The organism is Pseudomonas sp. PGPR40, assembly GCF_022014505.1.
Taxonomy (GTDB): domain Bacteria; phylum Pseudomonadota; class Gammaproteobacteria; order Pseudomonadales; family Pseudomonadaceae; genus Aquipseudomonas.
This window is the reverse complement of sequence record NZ_JAKLSP010000023.1, coordinates 109,283-121,705: the sequence shown is the minus strand read 5'-3', so window position 1 is coordinate 121,705 and position 12,423 is coordinate 109,283. Positions and strand designations below refer to the sequence as shown.

The window sequence follows — 12,423 nt, the reverse complement described above, 5'->3', positions numbered from 1 at the left end:
AGTAGAGCGTTATTTCAGAACGCTGAAACATGATTGGATGCCCGAAAACGGTTACCAAAATCATTTCGAGGCGGAGAAGGATGTGATGGACTTTGTCTGGCATTACAACCATCGCCGTTGCCACACAACCTCGAATAACCTGCCGCCAGCCCTTTTTGAAGAGCGGGCGGCCTAATACTCCTACAGAGCGGTCCAAAAAAACTGGACCACAACAGGCTTGCCCGCGAAGGCAATTTCGCAGACACCAAAAATTACTGGGCAAGGCTCGACGTACTCTGCCCCACCGCCAACCCCGCCCGAATCGCCGCCAATGCCGCTTGATAGTAAGCCTTGCCTTCAGTGGACTCGGCAAAGGTGGCGAACTCTTCCAGCTCTTCATCCGACAGGTCGCGATAGACATACAGCAGTGTGTTGTTCAGGTCAGCGCCGATCTGCTCCATCAAGCGCTGGCGCTGACCATTCAACATGCCTTGAGCCTGACCGCCGCCGAGCAGGCCGGGGATCATCGAGCTCAGGCTGTCGGCCGCCACGCCCGCGATCGCCAGGCTGACTTCAGCGCCGGCCTCGCGGGCGGGCAGGGCCTGGGCCAGGTGGCCGATGATCAACTGACGGTTATCGCTGGCCTGCATTTTCGGCAAGCCCTTGGCGTTTTTCGCCAATTGATCGCGACGGGTCGCCAGCAGTTCGGCGGCGACGATTTTCTTGCCCAGGGGCGATTGAAAGAAGGTCAGTGCAGGTTTCGGATCGGCGAGTTTCTTGCGCAGTTGCGCTTCGGCGCGCTGGTCCATGGCCTTGGGGGCGAAACGTTGATTGCTGTTGTTGACCAGGGCCTGAAACACCGCCGGCGGCAGGCTGTTCTGGTAACGCTGCTGAGCGGCCGAGAGAGCATCGTTGAAATGCGCGCGTTGTTCTGGCCAACCGGCGACCTTGTACAACTGGTCGTGGCCGTCCGCCCAGGCGGGCAAAACGCAGAACATCAACAGTGAGAAAAGCAAGCGACGCATAGGGACTCCTGTCAGCAGGCGACTATTCTCCGTGGGGTATTCGTACTTGTCGAGAATTCGTATCAGGTTGAGTGCCTTATCCGACCAATCCTCCGCTGCGCGGCTCTGTCGGATTCGCGGGCACAGGAATACTATGCGCGCCATGCAAATATCCTCTGATCATCCGCTGCTGTTACGTATCGTCGACGACCTGGCTGAGCGCGGCTGGTCGCAGCAGAATGTTTTCCTGCCTCTGGATCTGACCCGGGCGCTGGCGGCCGAGTGCCGAAAACGTGCTGCGCAGGGCGAACTCGCCCCGGCCGCCGTAGGGCGCGGGCCGTTTTCGGAGATCCGCGAGGGGATTCGCGGCGACCATATTCAGTGGCTCGAACCCGGTCAGGCCGAGGCTTGCGACCGTTATCTAGGGTTGATGGACGGCCTGCGTGAGGCGATGAATCGCGATTTGTTTCTGGGCCTGGAAGATTACGAAAGCCATTTCGCCCTGTACCCGCCCGGCGCTTTCTACCTCAAGCATGTCGACCGTTTTCGCGACGACGACCGGCGTATGGTCTCGGCGGTGATCTACCTCAATGACGGCTGGCTGCCCGAGCATGGCGGTCAGTTGCGCATGTACCTGGACGAAGGCGTCGAACACGATGTGGTCCCCACCGGCGGATGCCTGGTGGTATTCCTGTCGGGCGAAGTCCCCCACGAAGTCCTGCCCGCAACCCGAGATCGCCTGTCGTTGACGGGCTGGTTCCGCCGTCGTGGCAACGAGCCGTTCTGATCATGCAAAAAATTCTGGTAAGCCGCTGTTTGCTCGGTCACCGCGTCCGTTACGACGGCGGGGCCAGTGGGCCATTCAGTCTGTTGGAACAATGGATTGCCGAAGGCCGGGTGGTGCCGTTGTGCCCGGAAGTCGCCGGTGGTCTGCCGACGCCAAGGGCGGCGGCGGAGATTCCGGGCGGGCAGGGCGGTGAGGTGCTGGATGGCCTTGCATCGGTCATCACCACCGAGGGCGAGGACGTCAGTGCCGAGTTTCTTTCGGGGGCTTATCAGGCGCTGGAACTGGTGCAACAGCAAGGCATCCGCATTGCCGTGCTCAAGGCCAACAGTCCGTCTTGCGGGAATCTGTTGACCTATGACGGCAGTTTCAGTGGCGTGAAGCTCAGTGGCGAAGGGGTCACCGCTGCATTGCTCAAGCGCAATGGTGTCCAGGTGTTCAGCGAACTGGAATTGACTGAAGCCGCGACAGCTCTGGCAACACTGAATTAATGACCTGCCCAAAACCCATGTGGGAGCGGGCTTGCTCGCGAAAGCGGTGTGTCAGCAACATTGATGTCGATTGACACTCCCTCTTCGCGAGCAAGCCCGCTCCCACATTGGATTTCTGGTGTCCTATGGTTTCGGCGACACACTCGTATCCGCACCCAACCACTTCTGCGACAACGCTTCCAGCCGACCATCCGCCTTGATCCGCTGCAGCGCGTTTTCCAGGCTGGCATGAAATGCCGGGTTACCCTTCTGAAACGGAATCGCCAGGCTCACGGTCTGGCTGGCTTTCGGCTTTACCTCTGTCAGCGACTGCACCAGCAGTATTGAGCGAGGTTCTTCTTTCTGCGCGATCAATTGCGCATCGGTTTGAATGTAAGGTTGGCTGAAGTCGAAACGCTCCGTGAGCGCCGGGGTCTCTGTAATGTGGTTGATGGCGATGTCGTATTTGCCACTTTCGACGCCCGTCAGCAAATCACCGGAATCGGTGACGACAAAGTCGGCGCGCACATCCAGCTCAGCGGCCAGCAACTGCCCCAGCTCGACCTCGAACCCGGTCAGTTTGTCGTCCTCCTTGAAATTGAAGGGCGGTGTATTAGCCTCAAGGGCAATGCGCAATTCGCCGCGGTCGTTTATATCGTCAATCAGTTCGGCATGAGCCAAAGGGCTCAAAAGGGGTAGCAGGCAAATCAGGCCAGGCAAAAATCGCATGGTCACTCCTTTGAGTTCATTTATCGCGATGCTCTGTTCAGGCTCGCTTTGCTATGGTTGTCGTGTGCCTTCGACAACGAATGGCCGTGAAGTTGTCACGGTCGAGCGAATTTTACGGAAAAACTGGAGAAGAGAATGAAAACCTTTATGTCACGTGCAGCATTGGCTGGCCTGCTGATGGGCGTTTCACTGCTGGCCAGTGCTGCCACGCCGGCTCCGAAAGGTGCTGGAGTGTCTATCGTGTCTCCTAAAGACGGAGCGACGGTTCCGCAAACTGTCGTCGTCAAGTTCGCTGTCGAAAATATCGCGCTGGCGCCTGCGGGTGATGTCACCAAGAATACGGGTCACCATCACCTGCTGATCGATGTCGACGAGCTCCCGGCGGCCGGTGCGCCGATTCCGAACGATGCCAACCACCTGCACTTCGGCAAGGCGCAGACCCAGGCTGAAGTAAAACTGACGCCGGGCAAGCACACCTTGCAGTTGGAATTGGGCGATAGCGGCCACATGCCGTTCGATCCGCCGATCGTCTCTGAGAAGATCACCGTCAACGTCAAATGACGCGTGCATGAAAAAGGGAGCTCCGAGGAGCTCCCTTTTTTTGTCGCTCAAGTCGCGATCAGAACAACACGCGGCTACGGATAGTGCCGTTGATGTGCTGCAGCTTCTCTTGCGCCAGGTCCGAGTATTCGGCGTCTACGTCGATCACCACGTAGCCGACTTTCTCGTTGGTCTGCAGGAACTGACCGGAAATGTTGATGCCGTTTTCGGCGAAGACCTTGTTGATCTCGCTCATCACACCCGGAATGTTCTCGTGGATGTGCAGCAGACGGTGCTTGCCAGGGTGGGCCGGCAGAGCCACTTCCGGGAAGTTCACGGACGATACCGACGTACCGTTGTCGCTGTACTTGACCAGTTTTTCCGCCACTTCCAGACCGATGTTGGCCTGCGCTTCAGCGGTGGAACCACCGATGTGCGGGGTCAGAATCACGTTGTCCAGGCCACGCAGCGGGCTTTCGAACTCTTCTTCGTTGGAGCGCGGCTCCACCGGGAACACGTCGATGGCCGCGCCGATCAGGTGCTTGTCCTTGATCGCGTCCGCCAGGGCGTCCAGCTCGACCACGGTGCCGCGAGCAGCGTTGATCAGAATGCCGCCCTTCTTGATGGCGCGGATTTCCTTCTCGCCGATCATCCACTGGGTGGCAGCGGTTTCCGGAACGTGCAGGGTGACGATGTCGGACATGCCCAGCAGTTCGTGCAGGTTACCGACCTGGGTAGCGTTGCCCAGTGGCAGCTTGGTCACGGTGTCGTAGAAGTACACCTGCATACCCAGGCCTTCTGCCAGGACCGACAATTGAGTACCGATCGAGCCGTAACCGACGATACCCAGCTTTTTGCCACGGATTTCGAAGGAGTTGGCTGCGCTCTTGATCCAGCCGCCACGGTGGCAGGAAGCGTTCTTCTCAGGGATGCCGCGCAGCAACAGGATCGCCTCGGCCAGTACCAGCTCGGCGACGGAGCGGGTGTTGGAGTACGGCGCATTGAACACCGCGATGCCGCGTTCACGAGCCGCACCGAGGTCGACCTGGTTGGTGCCGATGCAGAAACAGCCGACAGCCACCAGTTTCTTCGCGTGATCGAAGATCTCTTCGGTCAGTTGAGTGCGGGAGCGAATGCCGATGAAGTGAGCATCAGCGATCTTTTCCTTCAGCTGGGCTTCCGGCAGAGAACCTGTGAGGTACTCGATGCTGGTGTAGCCCGCCGCCTTGAGGACGTCGACAGCCGATTGGTGGACGCCTTCGAGAAGAAGGAACTTGATCTTGCTCTTATCGAGAGAAGTCTTGCTCATCTGCGTAAACCTGTATCCCGGAGAAAATTGGCAGGAGATAGCCAGCAGACGCTGACCCGAGCGGCATGACAGCCGTCGCCGCAGAACAGCCGTTGGGCACTATCCTGCGGGGTCGGTATGCTAGCATATGCGCCCTGCTAAACACTCGTTCCTGCGACGTGAAGCGTCTTCAGGATGACCATGAATTGTTCGAGAGTTCTGTCGATGACCAATCCTGCCCTGATTGATGAGCTGAAGACTTTGGTTGAGCCTGGCAAGGTGCTGACCGATGCCGACTCCCTGAATGCTTACGGCAAGGATTGGACCAAGCATTTCGCCCCGGCCCCGATAGCCATTGTGTTCCCCAAGACCACCGAGCAGGTCCAGGCCATTGTCCGTTGGGCTAACGAACACAAGGTTGCGCTGGTACCGTCCGGCGGTCGTACCGGGCTTTCGGCTGCGGCCGTGGCAGCCAGTGGCGAAGTGGTCGTGTCCTTCGACTACATGAATCAGATCCTCGACGTGAACCTGACTGACCGCACGGCCGTTTGTCAGCCGGGCGTGGTCACCGAACAATTGCAAAACAAGGCCGAAGAGCACGGTCTGTACTACCCGGTGGACTTCGCCTCGGCAGGTTCCAGCCAGATTGGTGGCAATATTGGCACCAATGCCGGCGGAATCAAGGTCATTCGCTATGGCATGACCCGTAACTGGGTGGCCGGCATGAAAGTCGTCACCGGCAAGGGCGATCTGCTGGAACTGAACAAAGATTTGATCAAGAACGCCACTGGCTACGACCTGCGCCAGCTGTTTATCGGCGCCGAAGGCACGCTGGGGTTTGTGGTCGAGGCCACCATGCGTCTGGACCGTGCGCCGAAAAACCTCACCGCGATGGTGCTCGGCACCGCCGATTTCGATTCGATCATGCCGGTGTTGCACGCGTTCCAGAGCAAGCTTGACCTGACCGCATTCGAGTTCTTCTCCGATAAAGCCCTGGCCAAGGTCATGGCACGCGGCGATGTGCCAGCACCATTTGAATCCGATTGCCCGTTCTACGCACTGCTGGAATTCGAAGCGACCACCGAAGAAGTAGCCAATCACGCCCTGGAAACTTTCGAGCACTGCGTCGAGCAGGGCTGGGTGCTGGATGGCGTGATGAGCCAGAGCGAAAGCCAGTTGCAGAACCTCTGGAAGCTGCGCGAGTACATCTCCGAAACCATTTCCCACTGGACGCCATACAAAAACGACATTTCGGTCACTGTGTCGAAAGTCCCGGCGTTCCTGAAGGAAATTGACGCGATCGTCGGCGAACACTACCCGGATTTCGAAATCGTCTGGTTTGGCCACATCGGCGACGGCAACCTGCACTTGAACATCCTCAAGCCGGATAACCTGAGCAAGGACGAGTTCTTCGCCAAGTGCGCGACCGTCAACAAGTGGGTGTTCGAAACCGTCGAGAAGTACAACGGTTCGATTTCCGCCGAGCATGGCGTGGGCATGACCAAGCGTGATTACTTGACCTACAGTCGCTCACTGGTTGAGATCGAGTACATGAAAGCCGTCAAAGCGGTGTTCGACCCGAACGGCATCATGAACCCGGGCAAGATTTTCGCTGTTTGATTCTTCGAACTTTAAGAGCACGAATCAGGAGTCGGTAATGAGCTATCAGCACCAGTATGTCGACGGTACGCGCATTCACTTTCCGCTGGGGAAAGTGGTGTGCATCGGCCGCAACTACGCCGAACACGCCAAGGAACTGGACAATCCGGTGCCTACCGAGCCACTGCTGTTCATCAAGCCGGGCAGTTGCGTGGTGCCGCTGGAAGGCGGTTTCAGCATTCCGACCGAACGTGGCTCGGTGCATTACGAAGCGGAAATCGCCGTATTGATCGGCAAGCCGTTGTCGACCAAACCGAGCCGTGAAGAAGTGCTGGACGCCATCTCCGGCATCGCCCCGGCCCTGGACCTGACCCTGCGCGACAAACAGGCCGAGCTGAAAGCCAAGGGGCTGCCGTGGGAAATCGCCAAATCCTTCGACGGTGCGGCAGTGATTGCGCCGTTCGTGGCTGGCAGTACCTTCGAAGACCTGACCGACATCGGCATCCGCCTGACCATCAATGGCGAAGTCCGCCAGGATGGCAACAGCAAGGACATGCTCAATCCGATCGTGCCGATGATTCAGTACATGGCCGGCTGCTTCTCGCTGCAGGCCGGTGACGTGATCCTCACCGGCACGCCGGTGGGCGTGGGCCCGCTGAATGTCGGCGACGAACTGGTGCTCGAACTGCCGGGCGCCAGCCGCTTCACCAGCAGCGTCCGCTAACCCAACGCAAAACCCCTGGTAGGAGCTGGCTTGCCAGCGAAGAGGCCGTCACATTCAACGATGATGTTGGCTTCAGGCCGCCTTCGCTGGCAAGCCAGCTCCTACAGGGCGATCTGTGCTCCGGACTTTCCGGTCATTTCCCGTTTTTTTCACATTTTGTCCGGATAATTCCGGGGGTTCTGGCGTCTGAGCCAGTCTCAATGTGCTATTACCCATAGCCTGAATTCTGGAACGCATCCGCGCATGACCACCCAACCGCTGCCCAAGCTGAAAACTGCCCGCCGTTCGCGCTTTGTCATGCGTTGGTATTCCTGGCTTTTACTGGTGGCGGCCGCCGTATATGGCCTCGTGTTTGCGATGCACTGGGACGATCGCGGTGTGCTCTGGGTGATGGAGCGTTTCGAAAGCCCGGCCGAACGTCAGGAGAGTGTCTGGCTGCCGGATTACCGGGCGGTGATCGACGCCAAGCTGCTGCCGGGCATGGAGGAGGATGAAGCGTCGGACCTGGCTTATGATCCGCAGACCAAAACCCTGTTTGCGGTGATGGGCAAAAATCCGTTCCTGGTCGAGCTGACATTGCAGGGCGACGTATTGCGCAAGATGCCGCTGGTGGGTTGGGGCAACCCGGAAGGGGTGACGGTCATGGGCAACGGTTTGCTGGCGATTACCGATGAGCGCAAACACTTGCTTTCCATCGTCAAGGTCGATGCCGATACTCGCCAACTGAATATCGCCAGTTTCCCGAAATACGATCTTGGTCCGTCGAAAAACCAGAATAAAGCCTTTGAGGCGATCGTCTGGGATGCGCGCCACCAGCAACTGCTGCTGGGTGAAGAGCGTCCACCGGCGCTGTTCAGCTGGAAAAGCGACGGCAGTCAGTCTCTCAAGGGCGACAAGCAAAAGCTGTCCAGCGACGAACTGGATATCCGCAATCTGTCGGCCCTGGCCGTTGATCCACGCACCGGTCATACGCTGGTGTTGTCCGCCGATTCTCACCTGTTGCTGGAACTTGACGAGAAGGGTGAACAAGTCAGTTTCATGACCTTGCTCGGCGGTTTCAATGGTCTGAAAAAAACCATCCCCCGTGCCGAAGGCGTGACTATGGATGAAGCGGGGACGCTGTACATGGTCAGCGAGCCGAACCTGTTCTACCGCTTCGAAAAGCAAAAATAATCGCCCTGTGCCCTTAAGCTTGAATTCATACTGCCGTGGTATTTCATCCACCCGTTTTGTTTCCGAGCTCGCCTGAATGCGCCGATTTGCCCGTCCAAAATCCCTGGTGCTGATCCTGTCGGTAATCGTGCTGATCGTGCTGGTTGCCATCGGTCAGCACCAGCGCCTGTTCGAGCGCGCCTGGTTCAATGTGCAGACGTTATGGCAGCCGATGAATACCCAGTCCATCGGCCTGGATCAGTATCAGGTAGCGATCGAGGCGCGAGTCATTGACGGTCTGGACGATGATGTTTCGGCGCTGACCTACGATCCCGTGCGCAAAAGCCTGTTCACCGTCACCAACAAAAATGCCGAACTGATCGAGTTGTCCCTGGAAGGCAAAATCCTGCGGCGTGTGACGCTGGTCGGGTTCGGCGACCCGGAGGCGGTGGAGTTCATCAGTGCTGACACTTACGTGATCACCGACGAGCGCCAGCAACGGCTGATCAAGGTTCATCTGGAGACGGACACGACGTTCCTCGATGCCGCGGACGCTGAGCAGATGACCCTCGGTGTGCACATGAGGGGCAATAAGGGGTTTGAAGGGTTGGCCTATGACTCAGTGGGCAAACGCTTGTTTGTCGCCAAGGAGCGCGACCCGATGCTGATTTACGAAGTGCAGGGGTTTCCGCATTACAACCCGGAAAAATCCTACGCGGTGCATGTGGTGAACAACCCCAAGCGCGATGCCGGGATGTTCGTGCGAGACCTGTCGAGCCTGCAGTACGACGAGCGCAGCGGCCATTTGCTGGCGCTGTCCGATGAGTCGCGACTGATCCTGGAGCTGGATGTCGACGGACGGCCGCTGACCACCCTGTCACTGAGCAAGGGCCGTCAGGGATTGCAGAAGACTGTGCCGCAGGCGGAAGGCATCGCCATGGACGACGACAGCACCTTGTACCTCGTCAGCGAGCCGAACCTTTTCTACGTCTTCAAAAAACCGGCACAGCCCTAACCAACACTACAAAACAAATGTGGGAGCGGGCTTGCTCGCGAAAGCGCTCTGTCAGCCGACATCTCTATCGGCTGACACGGCCTCTTCGCGAGCAAGCCCGCTCCCACATTGTTTGGTGTTTGCCTTATTGGGCACGCAGGGTTTTCACGCCTTCGCTCGTGCCTAGCAACAGCAAATCAGCCGGGCGGGCTGCGAACAAACCGTTGGTGACCACGCCGACGATGGCGTTGATCTGTGTTTCCAGCTCCACCGGGTTGGTGATCTGCATGTTGAACACGTCGAGGATGATGTTGCCGTTGTCGGTCAGCACGCCTTCACGGTAAACCGGGTCGCCGCCGAGCTTGACCAGTTGGCGGGCTACGTGGCTGCGGGCCATCGGGATCACTTCCACCGGCAGCGGGAACGCACCGAGGACCGGCACCAGTTTGCTGGCGTCGGCAATGCAGATGAAGGTCTTGGCCACAGCCGCAACAATCTTCTCGCGGGTCAGGGCCGCGCCGCCGCCCTTGATCAGGTGCAGGTGTTCGTCACTTTCATCGGCGCCATCGACATAGAACTCCAGATTGCTCACGGTATTGAGCTCATACACCGGAATGCCATGGCCCTTGAGGCGGGCGGCGGTGGCTTCGGAACTGGCGACCGCGCCATCGAACGCGCCCTTGTGTTTGGCCAGGGCGTCGATGAAGCAGTTGGCGGTGGATCCGGTGCCGACCCCGACGATGCTCTTGTCGTCGAGTTTCGGAAGGATGAAGTCGACGGCGGCCTGAGCCACTGCCTGTTTGAGTTGATCCTGGGTCATGCGGGCTCCGAAATGCCGAAAAGAGGGACGAAAGGCCGGCATTATAGGCCTCGCAATGGGGAAGGTCATTGCCCGATTGGCGGGTCAAATGCGCACGCCCGACGATGGATAACTGTAGGAGCGAGGCTTGCCCGCGAAAGCGATCTAACCGCCAACATTTATGTCGGATGTTAAGACCTCTTCGCGGGCAAGCCTCGCTCCTACAAATGTCATGATCCCCCTAGTGAGCCTGAAACCTCTTGATTCGTGTGGTCGCCCGCCCAAAAGCCGGGTTAGACTCCTTGGCCCTGCCCAACCCGCTCAGTGATGCTTTCCGATGCTCGAACAGTACGTCAAAAAGATCCTCACCTCGCGCGTTTATGACGTTGCCGTAGAAACTCCATTGCAGACTGCCCGCCAGCTCTCCGAGCGGCTGGGCAACGATATCTGGCTCAAGCGTGAAGACTTGCAGCCCGTGTTCTCGTTCAAGATTCGCGGCGCCTACAATAAGTTGACGCAGCTGAGCGATGAAGAACGTGCTCGCGGCGTGGTCACCGCGTCGGCGGGCAATCATGCACAAGGCCTGGCCCTGGCGGCCAAGGTACTGGGCGTGAAAGCGACCATCGTGATGCCCAAGACCACTCCTGAGATCAAGGTCGAAGGCGTGCGCTCGCGCGGCGGCAAAGTGGTGCTGCACGGAGATTCGTTCCCGGAAGCCCTGGCCTACTCGCTGAAACTGGTCGACGAAAAAGGCTACGTCTACATTCACCCTTATGACGATCCCCACACCATTGCCGGGCAGGGCACGGTGGCCATGGAGATTCTGCGCCAGCACCCGGGCCGTCTGGATGCGATCTTCGTTCCGGTGGGCGGCGGCGGGCTGATCGCCGGGATCGCGGCGTACGTGAAATATCTGCGCCCGGACATCAAAATCATCGGCGTCGAACCAGATGACTCCAACTGCCTGCAAGCCGCCATGGCGGCCGGCGAGCGCGTGGTGCTGCCGACCGTCGGTCTTTTCGCTGATGGCGTGGCGGTGGCGCAGATCGGCCAGCACACCTTCGATATCTGCAAAGACTACGTAGACGAAGTCATCACTGTCAGCACCGATGAGATCTGTGCGGCAATCAAGGATATCTACGACGATACCCGCTCGATCACTGAACCAGCCGGTGCCTTGGGCGTGGCCGGGATCAAGAAGTATGTCGAGCAGCGGGGCGTCACGGGCCATACCTTCGTGGCCATTGATTCCGGTGCCAACGTCAACTTCGACCGCCTGCGCCATGTGGCCGAGCGCGCTGAGCTGGGCGAGGGCCGCGAAGCCATCATCGCCGTGACCATCCCCGAGAAACCGGGCAGCTTCAAGGCGTTCTGCGAAGCCATCGGCAAGCGTCAGATCACCGAGTTCAACTACCGCTACAACACCGGCAGTGAAGCGCACATTTTTGTCGGCGTGCAGACACATCCGGAAAACGACCCGCGCAGTGCGCTGCTCGCCAGTCTCACCAAGCAGGGTTTTCCGGTGCTCGACCTGACCGACAACGAACTGGCCAAGTTGCACATCCGTCATATGGTTGGCGGGCGTGCCGCCCAGGTTGTCGATGAAGTGGTGCTGCGTTTCGAGTTCCCGGAGCGTCCGGGGGCGTTGTTCAACTTCCTCAACAAGCTCGGTGGGCGCTGGAACATTTCGATGTTTCACTACCGCAACCACGGCGCAGCGGATGGTCGGGTGGTCGCGGGCCTGCAAGTGCCGCACGACGAACGTCATCTGGTACCGGCCGCGCTGGAAGAAATCGGTTACCCGTACTGGGACGAAAGCGACAATCCGGCTTATCAGCTGTTTCTCGGCTGAGCGGCTACGCTGACGAGCAAGCCATAAGGAAATCGCACAATGGAAACGTTAACCACCCTCAAAATCGCTCACATGGTGGCGACACTAGTGCTGTTGATCAGCGCTCTGGGGCTGGCGATCTGGGTCTGGCGCACACGCCGCAGCGGTGATGCGACGGCTCATGCCCGCACCTTGCAGCGACCGCAGGTGTTCATTTGGCTGTTGATGGGCCTGGCGCTGTTGAGCATGCCTTTCACCGGCTGGTGGATGGTGCATCTGGTGGGCTGGCCGTTGGGGCAGACCTGGCTGCTGGCTTCCAGTGTGCTCTACACCGTGGCGGCGCTGGGCTGGTTCTGGTTGTTGGTGCGGCTGAACAAGTTGCGCAAGTCGCCGGCGGGGAACGGCAAATTCACCTTTGCCCTCGCACTGTTCAGCTTTGTCTGTTTCATCGCGATTGCGGGGTTGATGGGGGCCAAGCCGGTTTAAGGCTACAGACCGAGTCGGCCCCTTCGCGAGCAAGCCCGCTCCCA

General features: G+C 58.9%; 14 protein-coding genes. 10 read left to right on the top strand and 4 right to left on the bottom strand.

The window, feature by feature from the left end:
* The coding region (locus MEB48_RS29465; RefSeq protein ID WP_442969114.1) for an integrase core domain-containing protein at nt 1–175 on the top strand (175 nt) is incomplete at its 5' end.
* Between the two features lie 76 nt (nt 176–251).
* Here the strand turns inward: MEB48_RS29465 and MEB48_RS20190 are convergent.
* On the bottom strand, nt 252–1,004 hold the full coding sequence (locus MEB48_RS20190) for a DUF2059 domain-containing protein (RefSeq protein ID WP_237885698.1): 753 nt from the start codon (nt 1,002–1,004) through the stop codon (nt 252–254).
* Nucleotides 1,005–1,137: 133 nt separating this feature from the next.
* Between MEB48_RS20190 and MEB48_RS20185 the strand changes: the two genes are divergently transcribed.
* Both MEB48_RS20185 and MEB48_RS20180 read left to right on the top strand, forming a co-directional pair.
* A complete protein-coding gene (locus tag MEB48_RS20185) occupies nt 1,138–1,770 on the top strand; it encodes a 2OG-Fe(II) oxygenase (protein WP_237885697.1) in 633 nt (210 codons plus the stop codon).
* A gap of 2 nt (nt 1,771–1,772) precedes the next feature.
* Complete coding sequence (locus MEB48_RS20180) at nt 1,773–2,258, top strand: DUF523 domain-containing protein (RefSeq protein WP_237885696.1); 486 nt, start codon at nt 1,773–1,775, stop codon at nt 2,256–2,258.
* Between the two features lie 123 nt (nt 2,259–2,381).
* On the opposite strand, the gene MEB48_RS20175 is transcribed toward MEB48_RS20180, so the two are convergent.
* Complete coding sequence (locus MEB48_RS20175; protein WP_237885695.1) at nt 2,382–2,966, bottom strand: transporter substrate-binding domain-containing protein; 585 nt, start codon at nt 2,964–2,966, stop codon at nt 2,382–2,384.
* A gap of 135 nt (nt 2,967–3,101) precedes the next feature.
* Here MEB48_RS20175 and MEB48_RS20170 point away from each other — a divergent pair, with 135 nt between their 5' ends.
* Nucleotides 3,102–3,527, top strand: coding sequence for a DUF4399 domain-containing protein (locus MEB48_RS20170; protein WP_237885694.1), 426 nt, complete (start codon nt 3,102–3,104; stop codon nt 3,525–3,527).
* A gap of 58 nt (nt 3,528–3,585) precedes the next feature.
* On the opposite strand, the gene serA is transcribed toward MEB48_RS20170, so the two are convergent.
* Complete coding sequence (serA, locus tag MEB48_RS20165; RefSeq protein WP_095052478.1) at nt 3,586–4,815, bottom strand: phosphoglycerate dehydrogenase; 1,230 nt, start codon at nt 4,813–4,815, stop codon at nt 3,586–3,588.
* Between the two features lie 204 nt (nt 4,816–5,019).
* Here serA and MEB48_RS20160 point away from each other — a divergent pair, with 204 nt between their 5' ends.
* From MEB48_RS20160 to MEB48_RS20145, 4 genes are all read left to right on the top strand, one after another.
* On the top strand, nt 5,020–6,414 hold the full coding sequence (locus tag MEB48_RS20160; protein WP_237885693.1) for an FAD-binding oxidoreductase: 1,395 nt from the start codon (nt 5,020–5,022) through the stop codon (nt 6,412–6,414).
* 37 nt (nt 6,415–6,451) lie between these two features.
* On the top strand, nt 6,452–7,117 hold the full coding sequence (locus tag MEB48_RS20155; RefSeq protein WP_237885692.1) for a fumarylacetoacetate hydrolase family protein: 666 nt from the start codon (nt 6,452–6,454) through the stop codon (nt 7,115–7,117).
* A gap of 243 nt (nt 7,118–7,360) precedes the next feature.
* Nucleotides 7,361–8,290, top strand: a complete 930-nt coding sequence (locus MEB48_RS20150; RefSeq protein WP_237885691.1) for an SdiA-regulated domain-containing protein — start codon at nt 7,361–7,363, stop codon at nt 8,288–8,290.
* 76 nt (nt 8,291–8,366) lie between these two features.
* On the top strand, nt 8,367–9,284 hold the full coding sequence (locus MEB48_RS20145) for an SdiA-regulated domain-containing protein (RefSeq protein WP_237885690.1): 918 nt from the start codon (nt 8,367–8,369) through the stop codon (nt 9,282–9,284).
* 124 nt (nt 9,285–9,408) lie between these two features.
* Here the strand turns inward: MEB48_RS20145 and rpiA are convergent, their stop codons facing one another.
* Nucleotides 9,409–10,083: a ribose-5-phosphate isomerase RpiA gene (gene rpiA / locus MEB48_RS20140; protein WP_237885689.1), complete on the bottom strand. Its 675-nt coding sequence runs from the start codon at nt 10,081–10,083 to the stop codon at nt 9,409–9,411.
* 316 nt (nt 10,084–10,399) lie between these two features.
* Between rpiA and ilvA the strand changes: the two genes are divergently transcribed.
* Both ilvA and MEB48_RS20130 read left to right on the top strand, forming a co-directional pair.
* A complete protein-coding gene (gene ilvA / locus MEB48_RS20135) occupies nt 10,400–11,914 on the top strand; it encodes a threonine ammonia-lyase, biosynthetic (protein ID WP_237885688.1) in 1,515 nt (504 codons plus the stop codon).
* Nucleotides 11,915–11,953: 39 nt separating this feature from the next.
* Nucleotides 11,954–12,379 carry a DUF2269 domain-containing protein gene (locus tag MEB48_RS20130; protein ID WP_237885687.1) on the top strand — a complete coding sequence of 142 codons (426 nt, stop codon included), beginning with the start codon at nt 11,954–11,956 and terminating at the stop codon, nt 12,377–12,379.
* Nucleotides 12,380–12,423: the final 44 nt, after the last annotated feature.